General features: G+C 52.2%; 20 protein-coding genes. 18 read left to right on the forward strand and 2 right to left on the reverse strand.

Features of this window, described 5'->3' with window-relative positions:
* The first annotated feature begins 9 nt into the window (after positions 1–9).
* Genes uvrA through EIZ37_RS05415 form a run of 3 tightly spaced genes read left to right on the forward strand, consistent with a single transcriptional unit; the run spans position 10 to position 3,904 of the window.
* Positions 10–2,877, forward strand: coding sequence for an excinuclease ABC subunit UvrA (uvrA, locus tag EIZ37_RS05405; protein WP_134683549.1), 2,868 nt, complete (start codon positions 10–12; stop codon positions 2,875–2,877).
* Positions 2,878–2,899: 22 nt separating this feature from the next.
* A complete protein-coding gene (locus tag EIZ37_RS05410) occupies positions 2,900–3,529 on the forward strand; it encodes an HD domain-containing protein (RefSeq protein ID WP_134683550.1) in 630 nt (209 codons plus the stop codon).
* Positions 3,530–3,541: 12 nt separating this feature from the next.
* Complete coding sequence (locus tag EIZ37_RS05415) at positions 3,542–3,904, forward strand: phage holin family protein (RefSeq protein WP_134683551.1); 363 nt, start codon at positions 3,542–3,544, stop codon at positions 3,902–3,904.
* A gap of 154 nt (positions 3,905–4,058) precedes the next feature.
* Here EIZ37_RS05415 and EIZ37_RS05420 read toward each other — a convergent pair whose 3' ends face one another.
* The gene (locus EIZ37_RS05420) at positions 4,059–4,679 is read right to left on the reverse strand and encodes an accessory gene regulator B family protein (protein WP_167568682.1); all 621 of its coding nucleotides are present in this window, start codon (positions 4,677–4,679) and stop codon (positions 4,059–4,061) included.
* Positions 4,680–4,697: 18 nt separating this feature from the next.
* On the reverse strand, positions 4,698–6,044 hold the full coding sequence (locus EIZ37_RS05425; RefSeq protein WP_134683553.1) for a sensor histidine kinase: 1,347 nt from the start codon (positions 6,042–6,044) through the stop codon (positions 4,698–4,700).
* 171 nt (positions 6,045–6,215) lie between these two features.
* On the opposite strand from EIZ37_RS05425, the gene hprK reads away from it, so the two are divergent.
* The 15 genes from hprK (at position 6,216) to EIZ37_RS05500 (ending at position 21,537) form a co-directional block, all read left to right on the forward strand.
* On the forward strand, positions 6,216–7,148 hold the full coding sequence (gene hprK, locus EIZ37_RS05430) for an HPr(Ser) kinase/phosphatase (protein ID WP_134683554.1): 933 nt from the start codon (positions 6,216–6,218) through the stop codon (positions 7,146–7,148).
* A gap of 16 nt (positions 7,149–7,164) precedes the next feature.
* A complete protein-coding gene (locus tag EIZ37_RS05435; RefSeq protein ID WP_134683555.1) occupies positions 7,165–7,650 on the forward strand; it encodes an acyltransferase in 486 nt (161 codons plus the stop codon).
* Between the two features lie 189 nt (positions 7,651–7,839).
* The gene (locus EIZ37_RS05440; RefSeq protein ID WP_134683582.1) at positions 7,840–9,021 is read left to right on the forward strand and encodes an ATP phosphoribosyltransferase regulatory subunit; all 1,182 of its coding nucleotides are present in this window, start codon (positions 7,840–7,842) and stop codon (positions 9,019–9,021) included.
* The gene (gene hisG, locus EIZ37_RS05445; RefSeq protein ID WP_134683556.1) at positions 9,018–9,665 is read left to right on the forward strand and encodes an ATP phosphoribosyltransferase; all 648 of its coding nucleotides are present in this window, start codon (positions 9,018–9,020) and stop codon (positions 9,663–9,665) included. The genes EIZ37_RS05440 and hisG overlap by 4 nt, the downstream gene beginning before the upstream one ends.
* Before the next feature lie 26 nt (positions 9,666–9,691).
* A complete protein-coding gene (gene hisD, locus EIZ37_RS05450) occupies positions 9,692–10,990 on the forward strand; it encodes a histidinol dehydrogenase (RefSeq protein WP_407921115.1) in 1,299 nt (432 codons plus the stop codon).
* On the forward strand, positions 10,980–11,579 hold the full coding sequence (gene hisB, locus EIZ37_RS05455) for an imidazoleglycerol-phosphate dehydratase HisB (protein WP_134683557.1): 600 nt from the start codon (positions 10,980–10,982) through the stop codon (positions 11,577–11,579). The genes hisD and hisB overlap by 11 nt, the downstream gene beginning before the upstream one ends.
* Before the next feature lies 1 nt (position 11,580).
* Positions 11,581–12,201, forward strand: a complete 621-nt coding sequence (gene hisH / locus EIZ37_RS05460; RefSeq protein WP_134683558.1) for an imidazole glycerol phosphate synthase subunit HisH — start codon at positions 11,581–11,583, stop codon at positions 12,199–12,201.
* Complete coding sequence (hisA, locus tag EIZ37_RS05465; RefSeq protein ID WP_134683559.1) at positions 12,198–12,947, forward strand: 1-(5-phosphoribosyl)-5-[(5-phosphoribosylamino)methylideneamino]imidazole-4-carboxamide isomerase; 750 nt, start codon at positions 12,198–12,200, stop codon at positions 12,945–12,947. Before hisH ends, hisA begins: the two co-directional genes overlap by 4 nt.
* On the forward strand, positions 12,937–13,695 hold the full coding sequence (gene hisF / locus EIZ37_RS05470; protein ID WP_134683560.1) for an imidazole glycerol phosphate synthase subunit HisF: 759 nt from the start codon (positions 12,937–12,939) through the stop codon (positions 13,693–13,695). The genes hisA and hisF overlap by 11 nt, the downstream gene beginning before the upstream one ends.
* Positions 13,692–14,342 carry a bifunctional phosphoribosyl-AMP cyclohydrolase/phosphoribosyl-ATP diphosphatase HisIE gene (hisIE, locus tag EIZ37_RS05475; RefSeq protein ID WP_134683561.1) on the forward strand — a complete coding sequence of 217 codons (651 nt, stop codon included), beginning with the start codon at positions 13,692–13,694 and terminating at the stop codon, positions 14,340–14,342. The genes hisF and hisIE overlap by 4 nt, the downstream gene beginning before the upstream one ends.
* 299 nt (positions 14,343–14,641) lie before the next feature.
* Positions 14,642–16,522 (forward strand): transporter substrate-binding domain-containing protein, encoded by a 1,881-nt coding sequence (locus tag EIZ37_RS05480; RefSeq protein WP_235827892.1) that lies wholly within the window; start codon positions 14,642–14,644, stop codon positions 16,520–16,522.
* Positions 16,494–17,867, forward strand: coding sequence for a sigma-54-dependent transcriptional regulator (locus tag EIZ37_RS05485; RefSeq protein WP_205683786.1), 1,374 nt, complete (start codon positions 16,494–16,496; stop codon positions 17,865–17,867). The genes EIZ37_RS05480 and EIZ37_RS05485 overlap by 29 nt, the downstream gene beginning before the upstream one ends.
* 170 nt (positions 17,868–18,037) lie before the next feature.
* On the forward strand, positions 18,038–19,042 hold the full coding sequence (locus tag EIZ37_RS05490) for a TAXI family TRAP transporter solute-binding subunit (protein ID WP_134683563.1): 1,005 nt from the start codon (positions 18,038–18,040) through the stop codon (positions 19,040–19,042).
* A 25-nt stretch (positions 19,043–19,067) separates the two neighbouring features.
* A complete protein-coding gene (locus tag EIZ37_RS05495; protein WP_134683564.1) occupies positions 19,068–19,553 on the forward strand; it encodes a DUF1850 domain-containing protein in 486 nt (161 codons plus the stop codon).
* 16 nt (positions 19,554–19,569) lie between these two features.
* Complete coding sequence (locus EIZ37_RS05500) at positions 19,570–21,537, forward strand: TRAP transporter permease (protein WP_134683565.1); 1,968 nt, start codon at positions 19,570–19,572, stop codon at positions 21,535–21,537.
* Positions 21,538–21,879 lie beyond the last annotated feature (342 nt).

A 21,879-nucleotide genomic window follows, 5' to 3' on the forward strand; every position in this document is an offset into this window, starting at 1 on the left:
AGACCATACATGCCATTGGAACATATTGTTGTGAAGGGTGCACGCGCCCATAACTTGAAAAATGTTGACGTGGTGATTCCCCGTGACAAGTTTGTCGTTCTGACAGGCTTGTCCGGTTCGGGAAAATCGTCGTTGGCATTCGATACGATTTATGCGGAAGGGCAGCGTCGCTATGTCGAGTCGCTGTCTGCTTATGCCCGTCAATTTCTCGGGCAAATGGACAAGCCGGATGTCGATTCGATTGAAGGCTTGTCACCGGCCATTTCCATCGACCAAAAAACGACGAGCCGCAACCCGCGTTCTACCGTGGGAACCGTGACCGAAATCTATGACTACATGCGTCTGCTGTATGCCCGGATCGGAAAAGCGATATGCCCCGAGCATGGCATCGAGATTGAATCACAGACGATCGAACAGATGGTAGACCGCGTCATGGAATATCCGGAGCGTACGCGCATGCAAATCCTGGCTCCGCTGGTGCAAGGGCGCAAGGGTGAGCATGTCAAGCTGCTGGAGGACATTCGCAAGCAAGGCTTTGTTCGTGTGCGCGTAAACGGGGAAGTGCGCGATCTGTCCGAAGAGATCAAGCTCGAAAAAAATAAAAAGCATAGCATCGAAGTCGTCATTGACCGGATCGTGGTCAAGCCGGATACGCGCTCCCGTCTGGCGGATTCCTTGGAAACGGCCTTGCGTCTCGCAGACGGCAAGGTGATCGTCGATGTGCTGGAGCAAGAAGAGCTGTTATTCAGTGAAAAGCATGCCTGCCCGATTTGCGGATTCTCCATCGGAGAGCTGGAGCCGCGCATGTTTTCCTTTAACAGCCCATTTGGCGCGTGTCCGGAATGCGACGGCTTGGGCGTAAAGATGGAGGTAGACCCGGATTTGGTGGTGCCTGACGTGCGCAAGTCGCTTGCGGAAGGCGCTATTGAAGCATGGGAACCGAAATCCTCGACGTACTACCAGCAGCTGTTGGAATCAGCTTGCCGGCATTTTGCGATCAGCATGGATATCCCTTTTGAAGAACTGCCTGAAGAGCATGTACGCATTTTGCTGTATGGAAGCCAAGGGGAGAAGATCCATTTCCGCTATGAAAATGAATTTGGCCAAGTGCGGGAAGCGGTTGTCGCCTTTGAAGGCGTCATTCCCAATCTGCAGCGCCGTCACATGGAGACGAGCTCGGACTATATCCGTGAAACGATCGAAGGCTTCATGGGCCAAAAGCCTTGCCACGTATGTAAAGGCCATCGTCTGCGCCAAGAGAGCCTGGCTGTCAAAGTCGGCGGCAGAACCATTTCCGAGCTGACGGATCTGTCGATTACGGACGCCCATCAATTTGTAGACGAACTGGATTTGACAGAAAAAGAACTGAAAATCGCCAATCTGATCTTGAAAGAGATCAAGTCGCGTCTGCACTTTTTGATTGATGTCGGTCTGGATTACCTGACCTTAAGCCGGGCAGCAGGCACGCTTTCCGGCGGAGAAGCGCAGCGGATACGGCTGGCTACACAGATTGGCTCCAGCCTGATGGGAGTGCTCTATATCCTTGACGAACCCAGCATTGGGCTGCATCAACGGGATAATGCGCGGCTGATCAAGACGCTGGAGCACATGACCAAGCTGGGCAACACCTTGATCGTCGTGGAGCATGATGAAGATACGATGATGGCGTGTGACTATATCATCGATATCGGGCCAGGAGCAGGCATTCACGGCGGCCAGGTGATGGCAAAGGGTACCCCGCAAGAAATCATGAATGATCCGAACTCGTTGACCGGAGCTTATTTGAGCGGTCGCAAATTTATTCCGGTTCCGCTTGAGCGCCGCAAGCCTGCGGATAAATGGATCACGATCGAAGGGGCAAAGGAAAACAACCTGAAGAACGTGACCGTGAAATTCCCACTCGGCGTGTTTGTCGCGGTGACTGGGGTATCCGGTTCCGGAAAAAGTACGCTGATCAATGAAATCCTGCACAAGACGCTGGCGCGCGAGCTGAACGGAGCCAAGGCCAAGCCGGGAGCGCACAAAGGCATCAGCGGCTTGGAGCATCTGGATAAAGTGATCGATATCGACCAGTCTCCGATTGGCAGAACGCCCCGTTCCAATCCAGCGACTTACACCGGCGTATTTGACGATATTCGCGATCTGTTCGCCTCCACCAACGAAGCAAAAGTGCGCGGCTACAAAAAGGGCCGGTTCAGCTTCAATGTCAAAGGTGGACGCTGTGAAGCATGCAGCGGTGACGGGATTATCAAAATCGAAATGCACTTCTTGCCCGATGTGTATGTGCCGTGCGAGGTATGTCACGGAAAACGTTACAATCGTGAGACGCTGGAAGTGAAATACAAGGGCAAAAATATTGCGGATGTGCTGGACATGACCATCGAGGATGCGGTGGAATACTTCCGCAATCTGCCGCGAATCGAACGTAAAATCCAGACCCTTATCGATGTAGGCTTGGGCTATATGAAGCTGGGCCAACCGGCCACGACGCTGTCCGGAGGGGAAGCGCAGCGCGTGAAGCTGGCTTCCGAGCTGCACCGCAGAAGCACCGGGCGCACCTTGTACATCCTGGATGAGCCAACGACCGGTCTGCATACCGACGATATTGACCGCTTGCTGAAAGTGCTGCAGCGTCTCGTCGAAAACGGAGAAACGGTGCTGGTGATCGAGCATAATCTGGATGTGATCAAAACAGCCGATTACATTATCGACCTGGGACCTGAGGGCGGTACGCGCGGTGGACAAATCGTGGCGACGGGCACGCCAGAGCAGGTAGCCAAGGCGAAGGGCTCCTATACCGGTCAGTTCCTGGGTCCGATCTTGGAGCGCGATCTCGCCCGCACCAAAGAGCGAATGGCCCAACTGATGTCCAAATAAAGAGATGGGGGAGCGGGGAAACATGGATTACGCAGCGCTAATCGTCGAGGCACTTCCCGCCCGATTGGTGGAGAAAGCCAGAGCGTATTTTGCCGGACAGGACCCGGCACATGACTGGTTTCACAATCTGCGCGTCATGGCGCTTTGTGAGCGGATCGGCAGGGAAGAAGGGGCGGATATGACCGTGCTGCGGCTAGCCGCCCTGCTCCATGATATTGGACGTGCGGAGGAGAGCAGGACCGGAGAGTGTCATGCAGAGATCAGCGCTCGAGAATGTGAAGCGTTGCTGCAGGAAGAGGGCTATGGCGAGGAAGTCATTGCCGCGGTGAAAAAAGCCATTTTGACACATCGGTTCCGCAAAAACAATCCGCCGACAACGCTGGAGGAGAAAATTTTGTTTGATGCAGACAAGATCGATTCGATCGGCGCGATTGGAGTCGTACGCGCTTTTGCGTATTCCGGTTATATCGGACAGCCGATCCAATCGGATGATCCGCTGCAGCATACGCCAGCCAAGGAATTTGAAAAGAAGCTGATTCTCTTGAAAGACCGCATGATGACGGCGACGGCCAAGCTCATCGCCGAGGAGCGACATCGGTATATGGTCTCCTTTTTCGACAGATGGGAAATGGAGCTGCGTGGGGAAGGATAGGGGGGATAGGAGATGCTTCGTTGGTTGATCCGGTTAGGATTGAATGGCGCCGCGTTGTTGGTGATCAGCTATTGGTTTGATTCCATTCAAGTGGCAAGCTACAGCACGGCCATCGTAGCGGCCCTTATTCTGGGGTTGGTCAATACGCTCGTTCGTCCGATTCTATTATTTTTGACGATGCCTTTGCGATTTTTAACCATCGGAACATTCTGGTTCGTGATTAATGCCATCACCTTTGCGCTTACGGCTGCACTCATCGATGGATTTGAAATCGGGCCATGGCCCGATTCCATCTGGACCACTATCTTGGCAGCCGCCGCCATGAGTTTTCTGGGTTGGCTGATTGACATCGTCTTGCGAAAAGAGAAGAAGTAACGTAAAGAAGACCACTGCTTGTCCGGCAGTGGTCTTTTCTGTCATTGTTCTTCTCGCAGATGGGGCGGTTTGGGTTCATGCAAAAATCCGATTTTCAAAATACCAGCAAGATTCAAAGCTGACAGAGTTGCAAACAGACCAGCAAGCATTTTCTTCATAATCTCCAATCAATCCTTTCAAAAATGGTTTCCAAACGAAATGCCAATTGATAAGAAAGGGGTAGAAGATGCATGGATTGAAGAAATACAGCCGTTGCATAGATCATTGCTAGGTGTTCATAGTTAAAAAATACCAAAAATTCTGAAGATATACAACCAAAAACTAGCAAACCGAGAATGATTTTTCGGCATGCTTTTTTGATAGATTCCTGCGTGCTTACATAGGTGTGCTCCGCAGGGGCGTACCGATAATTGATCACAAACGAGCAGGCGAACAGCAAGGCCACCAGCATATACGTCCATGCATGCATAGCCGGCAGCACTTTTACCAGATAGGCAAAGAGCAGCATCGTAGAAACGCCGCCGACCATGCATGACCATACGCTTTTCAGATGAAGGCCGCCAGTGAAGCTGCGATGGAGGATATAGAAGAAAGCCAGCAGGCAGGCTTCCATCAAGATCCCCCACAGCCAGGCGAGGAAGAGGAGGGCAAAGCTGTTCAAGAAGTACATGATGACCATTTCAATTCCATGAGAGATTTGCGCTACCGAGTAAGGACTCTCTGGCGTTTTGATGCGCTCCGCCAAACGGGTGGCCGTTCTTTCGGTCCAACTCATTTTCATCACTCCTTCTGATTAGGACAATGAAAAGGAAATACGGAAGCAAGTCACTCCTTTTTCGGAATGCAGGGAAATGCGCCCCCCGTATCGATCGATCACGGATTTTACGACAGCCAGGCCTACCCCTCCTTTCTCATCGGTCTTGGTCGTAAACCCGAGGTCAAAAACGTGGGAGATCTTCTCCTCGGGAATCGTCGGTCCGCTGTTCTCAATCATCAGGAACTGCTCGTACTCATCCTGGCTCCAGACCAGGTTGATAAAACGACTTTCTTCTGCGTCAAACTGCGCTGCATGAATCGCATTGTCCAGCAGATTGCCCAGCACTTTTATCAAGTCATTCGTCTTCATAAAGGAAAACTGGCAGGTGGTAGTCACATGTATCGAAAAGGAAATCCGATCAGCCATGCAGATCGCCATCTTGGAGCTGAGCAGAGCGGACACAGCAGGGCTTTTGATATGCTGCACGACTTGCCCGCTTGATTCTACCGCCCTTTCGATTGTAGCGGCTTCTTGCAGCTGATGTCTGACATACTCTTGTGCCAAGCCATACATCTCTTTTTTGAGAAAGCCCTGGATCGCCGTGTAGTGATTGACCACGTCATGCTTGATAGAACGGATGGCCGTCAGCAGATCATTAATATTTTGCAAATAGGGAGTCTCGGTTTCTTCTTCCACGCGATTGATGGTGAGATTGAGATAAGTACGGAATAAAAAGACCATAATGATGAAAAGGACCAATGTAAGCAGCTGCAGGATCATCTGCTGTTCAGGTGAGCCGATTACGGAAAGAGTTGCATTGCTTTGCTGCAGGATATAGGAAGTATTCAAAAAAAGAATCAGCAGAAATTCAATGCTGCCTACCAGTACGAGAAGAACGAGGTAACGATTATGGCGTTTCTTCGGGGCAAACATCCGAATATCGAATCGTACCAACCGCAGGGCTAGCCAGGTCAAGGCCAACAGAAGCAAATAGGTGAAGCTGGTTGCATACTGAAAGAGTTTATGTTCGGCCAGCTGGGCCATGCTTAGCTTGAGTATATTGTTGAGGGCAAAAATGAGAATGAATTCAGCCAAAATATTGGAGGCGATTGCTGCCGTGCACATGAAGGCCGCTTTTACAAAGCCTTCTTTTAATAGAAAAATAAAGAGCAGGTACATCAGGATATACATGCTGAGCACCTTGGGTTGATAGGGCAGATCGACAAAGCTGAATAGGACGCCGGAAGAACCGAAGAGAAAGGTGAACAGAAGTCCTTTTTTCCAGTTGGCTAAAGAAGATTTGTTAAAGACAGCAAGTCCAATCGAAAGAATCAAAAATGCTTCTGGTAAGTCGATAAGGAGATAACTGAGCAGCGATTCCACCAAAGTTCCCCCTTGCTGCGCAAAGATTCTGAACTCCCACTTTCATCTTACTTGATAGAAGCAATTGGTGTAAATCTATATGATTGGTCAGGTTGTCGAAAGGGCTTCTCGTTCGTTACAATAATGGCAGGCATGCATCCATGGTGGTTCCGGCTGAGAGGAGAGAGGATAATGCGCAAGACAAAAGTAAGCAATGTAGTCGAACATTTTCAGATGAAGGTACTGAGCGGTGAGGATGGACTGGGCAGAGAAATCTCTGTCACGGATCTGAGTCGCCCAGGTCTTCAGCTAGCCGGATACTTTTCCCATTATCCAGCCGAACGCATACAGTTGTTTGGATTGACGGAGATGGAGTTTTTGGAGACGCTCTCCAGCGAAGAACGGATCGAGCGCATGAAATTTTTGATGGACGATCAGACGCCGTGTTTTTGCGTGGCGCGAAATCTGCCGGTATGTCAGGAAGTGCTGGATATCTCCAATGAGCGGAACATCCCGGTGCTCCAATCACCGCTGGCGACAACCTCATTGGTCAGCAAGATGACTAATTTTTTGGAGAATCGCTTGGCTCCGACGACGACGATTCACGGCGTATTGACCGACATCTATGGCGTGGGTGTACTGATCATGGGATCCAGCGGTATCGGCAAAAGCGAAGCGGCACTGGAGCTGGTGAAGCGCGGGCATCGTCTGGTTGCGGATGACGCGGTGGAAATCAGACAGACACAGGCAGGGCAGCTGGTAGGAAGCGCGCCAGATCTCATTCAGCATCTGTTGGAGATTCGCGGCGTAGGGATTATCAACATCATGACGATGTTTGGGGCCGGCGCAGTCCGCAATATGAAAAATATCGCCATGGTCGTTCGTCTGGAGCTATGGGAACAGCAAAAGCAGTATGAACGATTGGGTCTGGACGAAGAAAAGATCAAAATCATGGACAGTGAAATTCCGCTGATCACCGTGCCGGTACGTCCCGGGCGAAACCTTGCCGTCATCATTGAGGTAGCAGCGATGAATTTCCGCCTGAAACGGATGGGCTATAATGCAGCGGTTCATTTCACCAAGAAGCTCACAGAAGCGATTGAGGATAGCGACCTAGATCTATAAAGAAGAGGGGACTTGCATGAGACGGACAACGAGGTTTCCGGTCAATGGAGTCAATCCGCTCTGGAAAATGTATCAGACCGTAAGCTTTTGGAAAGTTGTTAAAAATTTTATCGTCATCCAAATCGCCCGTTATACCCCTTTTCTTTCGTGGAAAAATTGGTTGTACCGCACGTTTCTGCGCATGGAGGTAGGAGATCAGACCGCTGTCGCGTTGATGGTGATGATGGACATCATGTTTCCCGAGTACATCAAGATCGGGAAGAATTGCGTCATCGGCTACAATACGACCATACTGGCGCATGAATATCTCATCGATGAGTACCGATTGGGAGAAGTGGTCATTGAAGACCGGGTGCTCATCGGTGCCAACTCCACGATTTTGCCAGGGGTTGTGATCGGAGAAGGGGCGGTCGTAGCTGCGGGGACCCTTGTACATAAAGATGTCCCGTCAGGTTCATTCGTAGGCGGCAACCCGATGCGGATCATCCGGGAGTCTGTCTAGGAACTAACGAAAAAATGGGAAGAAGCCCTGTCACATAGGTGGACAGGGCTTATTTCGTGTCTGCCGACAAGTGAATTGTGCGACAATTCCAATCACGGTTGACCAGCCACCATTTCCGTGATAATCTTCTTTTAACTTCTAATGCTTTAATTCATTAGCAGAGTAAAGTGTTTGTGGGAGGGAACCATGATGACCAGACCGCTTGGGTTTGAAAAGCCGCTGGGCATGCGAGATATATTGCCGGAATCACTGGCAAAACAGCGTCACTTGGAAGCATCTCTTCGCAACTGCATAGAAAAATGGGGGTACGCTGAAATATATACCCCATCTCTCGAATATTTCGATACCGTCGGAACAGCCAGTGCGACATTGGCTGATCGGATGTTTAAGCTTTTGGATAAGCAAGGCCATACCGTGGTGCTGCGGCCTGATTTGACAACACCGATCGCGCGTGTCGTCTCGTCCCTTTATAAAGATGTGCCGATGCCCATCCGCCTCTATTATCAGGCCAACGTATTCCGTGCACAGGAAAAAGAAGCGGGACGGGATGCCGAGTTTTTCCAGACCGGTGTGGAATTAATCGGGGACGCTTCCGTCGATGCGGATGCAGAAGCGATCGCGCTTGCCGTATTCGCGCTGCGGGCGGCCCAGGTTCCATCCTTTAAAATCGCGATTGGTCATATCGATTTCGTGGACGGTCTGCTGGAAGAAATCGTCGCCGACAGCGAAATTCAAGCACAACTGCAGCAATTTTTACATGATCGGGATTACGTCGGATATCGCCAAACCGTGGAGGAGCTGTCCATCACAGAGAACGATCGTCGGCGGTTGCATACACTCCTCCATTTGCGCGGAGACGGCAGGAAAATAGCCGACGCTTACGATCTGACGGTGAACGGAAAAGCACGCAAGGCGGTGGAGACCTTGGCATCTCTGTGGAAAGCGCTGGAGGCTTACGGGGTCACGGATGATTTGCTGCTCGATTTTAATCTTATCAGCAATCTGAATTATTACACGGGGATCGTGTTTGAAGGATATGCAGCAGATCTGGGCTCCCCTTTGCTGGGGGGAGGGCGTTATGACCATCTGCTCGCCCAATTTGGCCGGCCGGCTCCAGCTACCGGCTTCGCATTGAAAATGGATCGCTTGATGCAGGTGACGAGTCTGGTGGCACAGCCTGCTGCCGCAAAGACCTATATCGGCTATACAGCTGGAAAGCGGGACGAAGCTTTGCGCGAGGCCCAACGTCTGCGCCAGGCTGGAAACATCGTGGTCACGCGCTTGTTTGCCAGTGTGGCTGAGTACGAGCAGGCGATGCAAGAGACTGCGGGCAATTGGATACTCTTGCAGGGACAGGAGGAAGGCGAATGAGCAGCTCTTTCAAGGAAGAACCAAAATTGACGATCGCCATGCCGAAGGGGCGGATTTTTGAGGAAGCGGTCGGCTTTTTGCAGCAAGCGGGCTTGAATGTAACCGCAGAATTGAAGGATTCGCGCAAGCTGATCATTCCCGTTGAAGGGACCAATCTCCAGTTTATCCTGGCGAAGCCGACGGATGTGCCGACCTATGTCGAGTATGGCGTCGCAGATGTAGGCGTTGTCGGCAAGGACGTGCTGCTGGAGGAAGAGCGTGACGTATACGAGCTGCTCGATCTGCGCATTGGATACTGCCGGATGATGGTTGCCGGATTGCCAGGCTGGAAGCCGACGGAAGCGCCGCGTGTCGCCTCCAAGTATCCGCGGATCGCATCCCGATATTTCCGTCAGCAAGGACAGCAGGTGGAAGTGATCAAATTGAACGGATCGGTTGAATTGGCTCCGATGATTGGCCTGGCGGATCGGATCGTGGACATTGTGTCCACGGGACAGACACTGCGTGAAAACGGACTCGTGGAGCTTGAGCATATATGCGACATCACGACGCGTCTGATTGCCAATCGGGCAAGCTATCGGATGAAAAGCGAGGCGGTTGACGATGTCGCGCAAAAATTTTTGCAGGTCATACCGAAAAGATAGAACGTGCTTGAGGGAGGGAAACGGGAATGATCCGTTTGGTGGAAGCAGCGAATTTTGATACAAGACGCAGTCTGGATGGCGGGACTCACGAGCAGCAGGAAGCCGTTCGCGCGATTCTGGCCAAGGTCAAGGCGGAAGGCGACGCAGCGGTTCGCTACTATACGGAAGCGTTTGACCGCGTCCTGCTGCAGGATTTTCGCGTTACTGCAGAGGAATACCAGGAGGCCGAGCAGCTGGTATCTCCTGAGGTGAAAGTGGCCCTGACAGAAGCGGCGGAAAACATCCGTGACTATCATCGCAGACAAGTGCGCCAGTCTTGGATGACGACCCGAGAGAGCGGAACGATGCTGGGACAAATCATCCGGCCGCTGCAACGCGTCGGACTGTATGTGCCAGGGGGAACAGCTGCCTATCCTTCCTCGGTCCTGATGAATGCGGTTCCTGCGCAAATCGCTGGCGTTTCCGAGATCGTTATCACGACACCTCCGGGAAAAGACGGGAAAGTGAATCCGGCCATCCTGGTGGCTGCGCGCATCGCAGGTGTGACCGAGGTATATAAAATCGGGGGAGCGCAGGCGATTGGGGCATTGACCTATGGCACAGAGCAGATCGCTGCCGTCGATAAAATCGTAGGTCCGGGAAACATCTACGTGGCGTTGGCGAAGCGCGAGGTGTTCGGTCTGGTGAACATCGATATGGTAGCGGGACCGAGTGAGATCGTCGTCCTCGCCGATGATACGGCAGACCCGCGCTATGTGGCTGCGGATCTGCTGTCCCAAGCGGAGCATGACGTCCTCTCCTCTGCTGTGTTGGTCACACCGTCACGGCGGTTGGCAGAGGCGGTGGCTGTGGAGCTGGAGAGCCAACTGCAAGAGCTTCCGCGCAAAGACATCGCCGCGCAATCCATCCGCAACCATGGCGCCATCTGCATCGTGAAGGATCTGCAAGAAGGCTTTGACGTGGTGAATCGTTTGGCGCCGGAGCACTTGGAATTGTTGATCGCGGAGCCCTTCGAACATCTGGGAAAAGTGGTGAATGCGGGTGCAATCTTCCTGGGTGCTTACAGCTCCGAGCCTGTCGGCGATTATTTCGCCGGCACCAACCACGTGATCCCGACCAACGGCACAGCGCGCTTCTCCTCACCGCTGTCCGTGGATGACTTTGTGAAAAAATCCAGCGTCGTTTCCTATAGCAAGCAAGACCTTGTGAGAAACGGCAAAAAAATAGTTGCACTCGCCGAGCAGGAGGGTCTGCGTGCCCATGCACGTGCGATTCAAGTACGCTTAGATGATGTTGCCAAGGGAGATGATTTCAATGGGAGATAACCAGCAGCGCCTCGCGCGTGTCGATCGGAAAACCAATGAGACGGATATTTCGCTTGCCTTCGCCATTGACGGGGAAGGAAAAAGCGAGCTCGATACCGGCGTTCCTTTTTTGACCCACATGCTCGATCTGTTCACCCGCCATGGCCACTTTGATCTGGTCGTCCAAGCCAAAGGGGATATCGAAATCGACTACCACCATACTGTTGAAGATATTGCGATCTGCCTGGGGCAGGCGCTGCGGGAAGCGCTTGGCGATAAAAAAGGAATCAAGCGGTACGGAAACGCTTTTGTACCAATGGACGAATCCCTTGCACAGGTCGTAATCGACTTGAGCAATCGTCCTCATCTGGAGTACCGCGCTGCTTATCCATCTGCGCAGGTAGGGCAATTCCCGACCGAGCTCGTGCATGAATTCCTCTGGAAGCTGGCATTGGAAGCACGGATGAATCTGCACGTGATCCTGCACTATGGCATGAATACGCACCATATGATCGAGGCGATTTTCAAAGCGCTGGGCAGAGCGCTGGATGAAGCGACACAGGTCGATCCACGGGTAAAAGGTGTCCCATCCACCAAAGGGGTTTTGTAACATGATCGGGGTCATCGATTATGGCATGGGAAATTTATATAGCTTGGGGAAAGCGCTGGAACGTCTGGAATACGCCTACGAATTCGTCTCGCAGCCTGAGGCGCTGGACAAGTACGAAGGGCTGATTCTCCCCGGAGTCGGCGCCTTTGGCGATGCGATGCGCAACATCAGGGACTTGGGTCTGGATGCTGCCATCCGCGGATATGCAGAGGGTGGCCGCCCTATCCTCGGTATCTGTCTCGGGATGCAGCTGCTTTTTTCCGAAAGCGAAGAGCATGGATCCCACAAAGGTCTGGGCTTGCTGGAGGGAAAGGTCGTCAAATTTCAGGGCGATTACAAAGTCCCGCACATGGGCTGGAACGAACTGCAGTTGGCCCAACCGGAGCATCCTCTGCTTGCAGACGTGAATGAAGGAGACTACGTCTATTTCGTGCACTCCTACCATGTGAAGGTCAAGCAAGCGAGCGATTTGCTGGCGACCTGCGATTATCATCAGGCTGTCACGGCGATCGTCGCGAGGGACAATGTATACGGCATGCAGTTTCACCCAGAGAAAAGCGGAGAGACCGGAATGCGGCTTCTGGCCAATTTTGCGGGACGTTGTGAGGGGGTACTTCGATGAGCTTCACTATCTATCCAGCCATTGATATACGCGGTGGGAAATGTGTCCGTCTTTTCCAAGGAGACTATGCGCAAGAAACCGTGTATGGAGAATCTCCTGCGGCTGTCGCGAAAGAGTGGGAGGCAAAAGGGGCAACGTGGATTCATCTGGTGGATCTCGACGGTGCAAAAGAAGGCAAACCAGCCAACTTTGAGCTGATTCGCACGATAGCAAAAGAGGTGACGGTTCCCGTACAAGTCGGCGGTGGAATTCGTACCGAGCAAGATATTGCTGCTTATCTGGAAGCAGGTGTAGCACGCGTAATCTTGGGTACTGCCGCGATTGAAGATCGGCCCTTTACCGAAAAAGTGCTGGGGCAGTACGGGGGCCGGATAGCAGTCGGGCTTGACTGCCGCGGCGGTTATGTGGCGACGAGAGGCTGGCTGACCACGACGGATGTAAAAGCGGTCGATTTGGCCAACGAACTGGCGGCATATGGAGCTGAAACGTTTATTTATACCGATATTGCGCGTGATGGCACGATGACTGGGCCCAATATCACGGAAATCGTCGAGCTGGCAAAAGCTACTGGCAAGCAGGTGATCGCCTCTGGTGGTGTCAGTGCGACAAGCGATCTGGAAGCGTTGGCCGCATCCGCTGCAGAGGGAGTAAGTGGAGCGATTGTCGGCAAGGCGCTGTATACAGGTGCGATTGATCTCACTTCTGCGCTGCGACTGATTGGGGAGCGTGGTTCCCATGTTGGCTAAACGCATTATTCCTTGTCTGGACGTAAAAGAAGGACGGGTCGTCAAAGGAGTCCAGTTTGTCGGATTGCGGGATGCCGGAGATCCGGTTGAATTGGCGGCCAAGTATAGCCGTGAAGGGGCGGATGAGCTCGTCTTCCTGGACATCTCCGCTTCCCATGAAGGGCGCAAAACGATGATCGATGTCATTGAGCGGACAGCCGCGAACATTACGATTCCGTTTACCGTAGGCGGAGGCATCAATTCCGTCGACGATATGAAACGGATTTTGCGTGCAGGCGCAGATAAGATCTCGCTCAACACAGCGGCGGTGCTGCGACCGGAGATTGTGCGGGAAGGAGCTACCGTCTTCGGCTCGCAATGCATTGTCGTCGCCATCGATGCCCGCCAAGTTACGGAGGATCGCTGGGAGGTATACACCCACGGTGGACGCAATGGCACCGGACGTGATGTCGTGGCCTGGGCCAAGGAAGTGGAGGCGCTGGGCGCGGGAGAAATCCTGTTGACCAGCATGGATGCAGATGGTGAAAAGTCAGGCTTTGCCGTTTCCTTGACCCGAGCGGTGTCCGAAGCGGTCAGGCTTCCCGTGATCGCCTCGGGAGGAGCGGGAGCAGCCGAGCACTTTACGGAAGTATTTACAGCAGGGAAAGCAGACGCAGCACTGGCGGCCTCCATTTTCCACTATGACGAGACCTCTATTGCAGCGGTAAAACGGGAGCTAATTGAGAGAGGAGTCGTGGTTCGGCCATGAGTATAGAGATTCCCTGGGAGCAATTGCGTTTTGACGAGGCTGGGCTGATTCCCGCAGTCGTGCAGGATGCGGTTAGCAAAGAAGTGCTAACCCTTGCCTATATGAATCGAGAGTCGCTCATAAAGACATTGGAGAGCGGCGAAACCTGGTTCTGGAGCCGTTCCCGCCAGGAGCTCTGGCACAAAGGAGCGACTTCCGGCCATACGCAAAAGGTCGTTTCTCTCGCGTATGACTGTGATGGGGATGCCCTGGTCGTGCAGGTGGTCCCGAATGGCCCTGCTTGTCACAACGGCACGTACAGCTGTTTTGTTGAAAAAATGACCTCTCCGGCTACCGAGGTGGATCCGTCCAAGGAGCTGGAAGACAACCGCTTTGCGGTTCTCACGGAATTGGAAGCGCTGATCGCACAGCGGGAAGCAGAACGTCCGGAAGGTTCTTACACGACCTATTTATTTGAAAAAGGTGTAGACAAAATTTTGAAAAAGGTTGGCGAGGAAGCCTCCGAAGTCATTATTGCAGCGAAAAACCGCAGCCATGATGAGCTACGCTACGAAACTGCCGATCTGCTCTTCCACCTGCTCGTGCTGCTGCGCGAACAAAAATTGCCGCTCGACGATGTGCTGCGCGAATTACATAGCCGTCGATAATGCCAATGAGGAACCACTTTTCTGCTGGAAGAGTGGTTTCTTTTTTACTGGACCGGAAAGAAAACACTTCACGACTTATCAACCTGATACTGCTTGATAAACTTTCTCTAAAGAAGGCTCGACAACTTCCTCGAGAGGGCTTCCATTGAAGTTTTTCTTACAATTGAAAAGTTTCAGTATAATAGGGGGAGAATATTCGGTCAGAGGAGGAACCCATCATCAAACGATTGTTGCTCTGTCTCATCCTGATGTTTCTTTTACTGGCTCCTGCCCAGCCCATAAAGGCAGAAGAAAAAGCGTTGCGGGTTGCTTTTGATCGCAATCTTCCACCCTTTTCCCAGCAAGATGAGCATAACAACATGACCGGCTTTAGCCTGGATCTGCTGCGAGCGGTGGCTGCGCAAAACGGTTATGAGCTGGAATATGTCCCGGCTGATTGGGAAGAAGCGATCCAACTGCTGCGTGCAGGCAAGGTTGATGTAGTCGCAGGGATGAAATATACCAGCGCACGTGATGAATGGTTTGATTTTACGGAATCGTATTTTACCATGTCGGATGTCTTGATCGTCCCCAAAACCAATGCCACCATCCAGACGGTCAATCATCTGAAGGAAAAAGTCGTTGCTGTTCACCGGGGAGGGACGGCCTTGGAGCTGACGGAAAGTGTCAGAAGAGTAAAACCGCTCATCGCTTTTTCGGAGCCGGACGCCTTGCATTACCTGATGATCGGGCGGGCCGATGCCTTCATCGGCAATCGCTGGACGGCAGAGCTGACGCTGCGCAAAGCCAATCGATGGGATGAATTCGAGATGCGCTCGGGCATGATCAACCCTACCGACTATGCATTCGCAGTCAAGCAAGGAAATGTTGCATTGCTCCACGATCTGAATGAAGGCTTGGCGATGATTCATCGGGATGGGACTTACAGCAGTATCTACAGCCATTATTTTGAACCATATACGACGCATTTGACTGACTTTTGGAAGAAAATCGTGATTGGTTTGACGGCACTGGTGGGCGCGGTGTTCTTTGGTTTCGTGTTCATTTTTTTCTGGAACAAGCGGCTGCAGGCAGAGGTCAACAGGCAAACGGCTGCGCTGGCCGATATGCTGTCCTTTCAACGGACAGTGCTGGACAACATGGAGTCTGGCATCATCTCGGTGGATACACGGCACACCATTACGCTGGTCAATCGCGTTGCGCGGGAGCTTTTGCGGTTGGACAAGCATGCCCGCGGTCACTCCTTGCATGAAGCACTGCCGCAGCTGCCATTCATCCATGCTTTGCCCAAGGCAGGCGAGCGTATGGCAGGCGAGTTTTTGTTGGAACAAGGCGAGGAACGAGTCCTGCATTATTATGTAACCGCTTTCCTCAATCGTTTCGGCGAACCGGCAGGCTGGATCATCAGTCTGCAAGACCGTACCGAGCAAAAGCAGCTGCAAGCACGCTTGATCATACAGGAGAAAATGCGTGCGCTCGGACAGCTGGTGGCAGGCATCGCCCATGAGCTGCGCAACCCGTTGACCGCCATCAAGACGTTTGTGGAATTGCTGCCTCGCAAGCTGGGGGATGATCGGTTCCGTGAAGAATTTCTGCATTATGTGCCGGCAGAGGTGGAGCGCATGAATAAAATCTTGCAGGACCTGCTTGATTATTCCCGCACCCAGCCAAGGGAGAGGAGCTGGGTGGATGTCGGCAAGCTGATTGATTCGGTGATCGGGCTGTTTGCGAGAAGGCTGGCCACAGAAGAGATTGAAGTGCACCTGGATGCTCCGGCGGGTGTGTGGATCATCGGGGACGGAGGACAGATCAAACAGGTAATGATCAATCTGGTAATGAACGCCATCGAGGCCATGACCGATCGCCCCCGCAAACAGCTCCGTGTGGAGATGCGACAGGATGGGGAGGGAATCGTCCTGGAGCTCAGCGATACAGGGGAGGGCATGGAAGAAACGAAAATGGCTCAGCTCTTCCAACCCTTCTACACGACAAAGGTACAAGGTATCGGCCTGGGGTTGTATTTGAGCAAAAAAATCATGATGGAACATGGTGGTGACATTCATGTGCGCAGCAAGCGAGGGGAGGGAAGCACCTTTTCCCTTCGTTTCGAGAGATTGCCAGCGGATGTTACTCACATAGAGGGGGGATACGATGTTGTTGAATCTACTTATTATCGATGACGAGCCGGCGATTTGCTCTTCCCTTACGTTTGCCTTGGAGGATGAATACCAGGTAAGCACCGCGACAGATCGGGAGACGGCGCTTCGCCTGCTGTCAGACCGTACCGTTGATTGCATCCTGCTGGATCTTAACCTCGGGTCTGCCAGCGGTCTTGATCTGCTGCACGAATTGAAAGCGATCAATGCGGAGGTACCGATCATCATGATGACGGCGTACGGTACGATCGAATCCTCGGTAGCCGCCATGAAGGCTGGCGCTTTCCACTATATTTCGAAGCCGATCCATCTGGATGAAGTCAGGGTGCTGCTGAAAAAGGCATTGGAATACAGGGAGCTCAACCAGCAGGTAAAGGAGCTGAGCGCAGCGATCAGGCAAACGAACACTTACGCAGGGCTGATTGGCAACAGCCAGGTCATGCGCGAGCTCTATGATGTGATCGAACGCGTGAAGGATATTCCCTCCAACGTGCTGATTATGGGGGAAAGCGGGACGGGGAAAGAGCTGGTGGCCCGGGCGATTCACATGGAGGGAAACCGCCGGCATGCTCCCTTTTCCGTCATCAATTGCGCGGCCATTCCGGAAACGCTTTTGGAAAGCGAACTGTTTGGCTATGAAAAAGGCGCTTTTACCGGTGCTTTGCAGCGAAAGGTCGGACTGCTGGAAAAATCCAACGGTGGAACGGTTTTTCTCGACGAGATCGGCGAAATGCCCTTGGCGCTGCAGGCCAAGATTCTCCGTGTCCTGCAGGAGCGGGTCGTGACTCCGCTTGGCAGTCTGGAGCCGCGGGAAGTGGACATTCGCATTATTGCCGCGACTCATCGGAATCTGGCGGAAGAAGTGAAAAAGGGTACGTTTCGCGAGGATCTGTACTACCGCATCAATGTCATCCCGATCCATACCCCGCCTTTGCGGGAGCGCAGGGAGGACATCCCGGCACTGGTCGAGCACTTTCTCACGATTTGCGCCAACAGCATGGGGAAGCCGAGGAAAACGTGCTCGCCCAAAGCGATGAACCGTCTGTACAACTATTCCTACCCCGGGAATGTACGGGAATTGGCCAATGTGATCGAGTATGCGGTAGCCCTTTCACGCGGTCAGCTGATTGAAGAAGAGGAGCTCCCTCAGGTCATTTTTCAGGACAAGCTGGATCGTTTGCAGCAGGCGGAAGCGGCAAACGGGGTTCATATCCCGGTGGGCACTTCCTTGGAAGATGCGGAACGGCTGCTGATTCTCCATACCTTGGAAGAAAATCGCGGGCATCGGCGAAAAACCGCGCATGCGCTCGGAATCAGCGAGCGGGGGCTGCGCCATAAATTAAAGCAATATGGGGGAGAGGAGAAATAATCCTCCGACCAGCAAAAAATGCCGGAACAAGCGGCAAAATTTTCCCTTTTTTTGTGGTGGCTGAAGGCATCTGCTTGCCAACGTAGTCTGGGTGATTTGGCACGAAGCTTGCTAGTATACATAACCGAAAAAAGAAAGCGCTTGCAAAAACAGAAGGGGGAGTTCTTGTTTTGAAAAAGCTATGTTCCATTTTATTTTCCATTATGCTGCTGCTCACCGTTGCTGCTTGTGGCGGGCCGGCGCCTTCTGCCACTCCCGGCGGATCCGGAGGCAATGCGGCAGCTCCAAGCGGTGAGGAGCAAAAGTTCCTGACGATCGGTACAGGTGGCAGCTCCGGACCGTACTACACCATTGGCGGAGCGATGGCCAAAGTTTTCAAGGAAAAATTGGGCTATAACGCATCGGTGCAATCGACAGGCGCCTCCGTTGAGAATGTGAATCTGCTGAAAGCGAAAAAAATTGATTTGGCCTTTGCGATGTCTGATGTTGTTTCTTTTGCCTACAACGGTCAGGAAAACTTCAAGGAGACAGGGGCAATCAAGGATCTGCGGGCAATGTCCGGGCTGTATTTGAACTACGTGCAGATTGTGACGTTGAAGGATCGCAACATTAAATCGGTGGCGGACCTGAAAGGCAAGCGTGTCGGGGTCGGCGCTCCGAACAGCGGTGTGGAAGTGAATGCGCGCATGGTGCTGAACGGACACGGCATCACGTATGACGATATCAAGGCTGACTATCTTTCTTATGCCGAAGCGATCGAGCAGCTGAAAAACAATGCGATCGATGCAGCGTTTGTCACATCCGGCCTGCCTAATGCGACGGTCATCGACTTGATGACAACGAAGGATGTGGAGATTGTGCCGATCCAAGGGGCTGACATTGATAAGCTGGCGCAGCAGTTCCCGTTTTTTGTGAAAGCGGAAATCCCTGCAGGCACCTATAAAAATGAGCAGCCTATTCCTACCGCAGCGATCCGCAACATCATGCTGATTCGCGGGGACCTTTCTGAGGACCAAGCCTACAAAATCACCAAGACGTTCTTTGAGAACATGGATACGTTCCGAGACGCGCATAGCGCAGCGAAAGAAATCGATGTGAAAGAAGCGGGGAAAAACCTCGTCGTACCGCTTCATCCTGGAGCCGAGAAATACTTTAAAGAAGTAGGAGCGAATTAAGGCATTGCCATAGGGGAGGGGTCTCATGAAAAGCAATCGTTGGAAGGGGTTCCTCCTCGTGTTGGGGCTCATCCTGATGGGGCCCCAACCCTTTTTCATTCTTTCCGACTTCCATGGGGAGCAAGCGATTGCAATGATTCCCGTCAGTTTTCACGAACAGGTCACGGTGGAATGGATTCATTCCGTCGAATTGACACCATGGAGAGAAACTTACGAGGTGGAATGGCCCGCACAAATCAAACTGGTCCAGACCGCATTCCAATCCTTTGGTGCTGGAGTGCCGGCGCAGTTTGAACATGCTTCGATGCATGTGGAGAACGGCTGGGCACAGGTGAAGGGATTGGGGGAAACCAGGAACAGTGTGATTTATCTGATTTCCCGCAGCGACTATAAGCTGACCATCGGGGAGCATACATGGACGTTGACCGATTATGTACCGTTGGATACTTCGCTGGAAATGAAAGTACAATGGCGACCATGGTGGTGCCGTTACCTATACACGCTAACCTGAAAGGAAGTGATGGCACATGGCGGCAAAGGGACACCTGCCGAATGAACAAGAGATCCTGGAGAATGAAGCGAAGGCGCAGGCGATTCTGGAGGAATACGATAAGGAGGCGGGCTATCGCCTTTTTCAGAATAAATGGCTAAAGCTCTTCGTTTCTGTTATCGCCATTGCGTTTGCCCTTTATCATCTTTATACGGCCTATGCCGGACCCATCGTTACGTTAAAGCACCGCTCGCTTCACGTAGCCATCATCCTTTGCCTCATCTTTTTGCTTTATCCGGGATGGAAGAAAGCTTCACGGAAGAAGCTGGCCTTCTATGACGGGATATTGGCACTGCTGTCGGTGGGGACGGCAGGCTATATTTTTCTTTTCTACATGGAGATTGTGAATCGCGGGGGTATCCCATCCGCATTGGATGTTCTGTTTGCGACAATCACCTGCTTGCTGGTGCTGGAGGCGTCACGGCGCATCGCTGGCTGGGAATTGACAGTCATGGCGCTTATCTCGATCGCATACGCCTATTGGGGCGCTTATCTTCCCGGCGACTTTGCGCATAGAGGATATACTCTTAGCGATATTTTCAACTATATGTATGTGACGACGGAAGGCATTTTCGGAGATGCGATTTCGGTTTCGGCGTCGTTTATCATCCTGTTCATTATTTTTGGCGCCTTTCTTTCCAAGTCAGGGATGGGTACGCTGTTTAATGATTTGTCCTTGGCGCTGGCGGGCAGCAGCAAGGGCGGTCCGGCCAAGGTCGGGGTTATCGCCAGCGCGATCCACGGCTCGATTAATGGCTCGGCGGTTGCGAGCGTAGTGACGACCGGTTCCTTTACGATTCCGATGATGAAGCGGGTAGGCTATAAAGCGGAGTTTGCTGGAGCTGTGGAAGCGACCGCTGCGGTAGGCGGGCAGATTTTGCCGCCTGTCATGGGGGCGGCCGCATTTATCATGGCTGAAACATTGGGCGTATCGTATATCAGCATTGCTACTGCGGCGCTCATACCGGCCTTGATGTACTATTTTGGGCTGTTGGTGCAGGTGCATCTGCGAGCCGACCGCGATAACCTGCAAGGCTTGCAAAAAGACGAGATTCCGCGAGTAAAGGATGTCCTGCTGGAGCGGGGACATTTGCTCCTGCCGCTTATCATGCTGGTTGTTCTGCTTATGTTGGGCTATACGCCAACCATCGTTGCTTTTTATACGATTGTCGCTACGATCGTGGTAGCCGCTTTCCGCAAATCAAGCAGAATGGGCTTCCGGGACATTTTGCAGGCGCTGGAAAACGGAGTGCGCGATACGCTCGGAGTGGCTGTTGCTTGCGCGGCGGTGGGCATTACGGTTGGCGTGTTCAGTTTGACGGGCTTTGGATTGAAGTTGGCGAATATTATCCTGATGATGGGGCAGGGAAGCTTGTTTCTGACTCTGTTCTTTACCATGGTGGCGTCGATTATCCTAGGCCTCGGATTGCCATCCATCCCATGCTACATCATTACCGCGACCATGGCAGCGCCTGCACTGGCGGCATTCGGCATCGATCCGCTGGTGTCCCATCTGTTCGTTTTTTATTTTGGCGTCATTGCCAATCTGACTCCCCCAGTCGCTTTAGCTGCCTTTGCCGGAGCAGGTATCGCTGGCTCGGATCCGCAACGGACAGGATGGATTTCTTGCAAATTGGCTTTAGCAGGATTCATTGTTCCTTTCATCTTTGTATATAAGCCGGCTTTGCTGATCGGAAAGGCAGGCTTGTTGGAAATCGTGGTCGTTACATTAACGACGTTGCTGGCGGTTATTGCGCTGGCCGCTGCTACGGAAGGGTTTATTTTTTCAAGGATGAACTGGGCAGCAAGATTGCTGCTGGTGGCCGCAGCGATTTGTTTGATCTTTAACGAATGGCTGCTGATCGTGGCGGGTATGGTGACCATGTGCGTCATTCTGGTCTATCAATTTATGAAAAAGAGAAGTTCACTTTCGATTCAAGTGTAAGTCACAAGCTGTAAAACAAAAGGACCTTTCCTAGATTCTATTTTTCACGAACAGGGGAAAGGTCCTTTTATGTCTAAAGAGATTTCCTTGTATATGTGGCCTGGAGAAAGCTGAAATAAAAACAAGGGTTAATCGAAAAATTATTTTTTATTGTTTCCGTTATTTTCTATTGATTTATATTTCATTCATGTGTTAGATTATATCTTGTCGCTGCGAGCGACGGAAAATATGAACGATAAGCTGCTGAAAATTCACTGTTGACTCAATGAGAACAAACATGATATAGTAGCCAATGTTCGACAAAATGTTCTTTGAAAACTGAACAGCAAAAGCGTGAAACGA

The sequence above is a fragment of the Brevibacillus migulae genome (genome assembly GCF_004521915.1).
In the GTDB taxonomy this organism is placed as follows: Bacteria; Bacillota; Bacilli; order Brevibacillales; family Brevibacillaceae; genus Brevibacillus_F; species Brevibacillus_F migulae.

What these genes read in the sequence shown, in the direction of transcription:
- uvrA (WP_134683549.1), top strand. Translation starts at nt 10, where the DNA reads ATGCCATTGGAACATATTGTTGTGAAGGGTGCACGCGCCCATAACTTG.
- EIZ37_RS05410 (WP_134683550.1), top strand. Translation starts at nt 2,900, where the DNA reads ATGGATTACGCAGCGCTAATCGTCGAGGCACTTCCCGCCCGATTGGTG.
- EIZ37_RS05415 (WP_134683551.1), top strand. Translation starts at nt 3,542, where the DNA reads ATGCTTCGTTGGTTGATCCGGTTAGGATTGAATGGCGCCGCGTTGTTG.
- EIZ37_RS05420 (WP_167568682.1), bottom strand. Translation starts at nt 4,679, where the DNA reads ATGAGTTGGACCGAAAGAACGGCCACCCGTTTGGCGGAGCGCATCAAA.
- hprK (WP_134683554.1), top strand. Translation starts at nt 6,216, where the DNA reads ATGCGCAAGACAAAAGTAAGCAATGTAGTCGAACATTTTCAGATGAAG.
- EIZ37_RS05435 (WP_134683555.1), top strand. Translation starts at nt 7,165, where the DNA reads ATGAGACGGACAACGAGGTTTCCGGTCAATGGAGTCAATCCGCTCTGG.
- EIZ37_RS05440 (WP_134683582.1), top strand. Translation starts at nt 7,840, where the DNA reads ATGACCAGACCGCTTGGGTTTGAAAAGCCGCTGGGCATGCGAGATATA.
- hisG (WP_134683556.1), top strand. Translation starts at nt 9,018, where the DNA reads ATGAGCAGCTCTTTCAAGGAAGAACCAAAATTGACGATCGCCATGCCG.
- hisD (WP_407921115.1), top strand. Translation starts at nt 9,692, where the DNA reads ATGATCCGTTTGGTGGAAGCAGCGAATTTTGATACAAGACGCAGTCTG.
- hisB (WP_134683557.1), top strand. Translation starts at nt 10,980, where the DNA reads ATGGGAGATAACCAGCAGCGCCTCGCGCGTGTCGATCGGAAAACCAAT.
- hisH (WP_134683558.1), top strand. Translation starts at nt 11,581, where the DNA reads ATGATCGGGGTCATCGATTATGGCATGGGAAATTTATATAGCTTGGGG.
- hisA (WP_134683559.1), top strand. Translation starts at nt 12,198, where the DNA reads ATGAGCTTCACTATCTATCCAGCCATTGATATACGCGGTGGGAAATGT.
- hisF (WP_134683560.1), top strand. Translation starts at nt 12,937, where the DNA reads ATGTTGGCTAAACGCATTATTCCTTGTCTGGACGTAAAAGAAGGACGG.
- hisIE (WP_134683561.1), top strand. Translation starts at nt 13,692, where the DNA reads ATGAGTATAGAGATTCCCTGGGAGCAATTGCGTTTTGACGAGGCTGGG.
- EIZ37_RS05485 (WP_205683786.1), top strand. Translation starts at nt 16,494, where the DNA reads ATGTTGTTGAATCTACTTATTATCGATGACGAGCCGGCGATTTGCTCT.
- EIZ37_RS05495 (WP_134683564.1), top strand. Translation starts at nt 19,068, where the DNA reads ATGAAAAGCAATCGTTGGAAGGGGTTCCTCCTCGTGTTGGGGCTCATC.
- EIZ37_RS05500 (WP_134683565.1), top strand. Translation starts at nt 19,570, where the DNA reads ATGGCGGCAAAGGGACACCTGCCGAATGAACAAGAGATCCTGGAGAAT.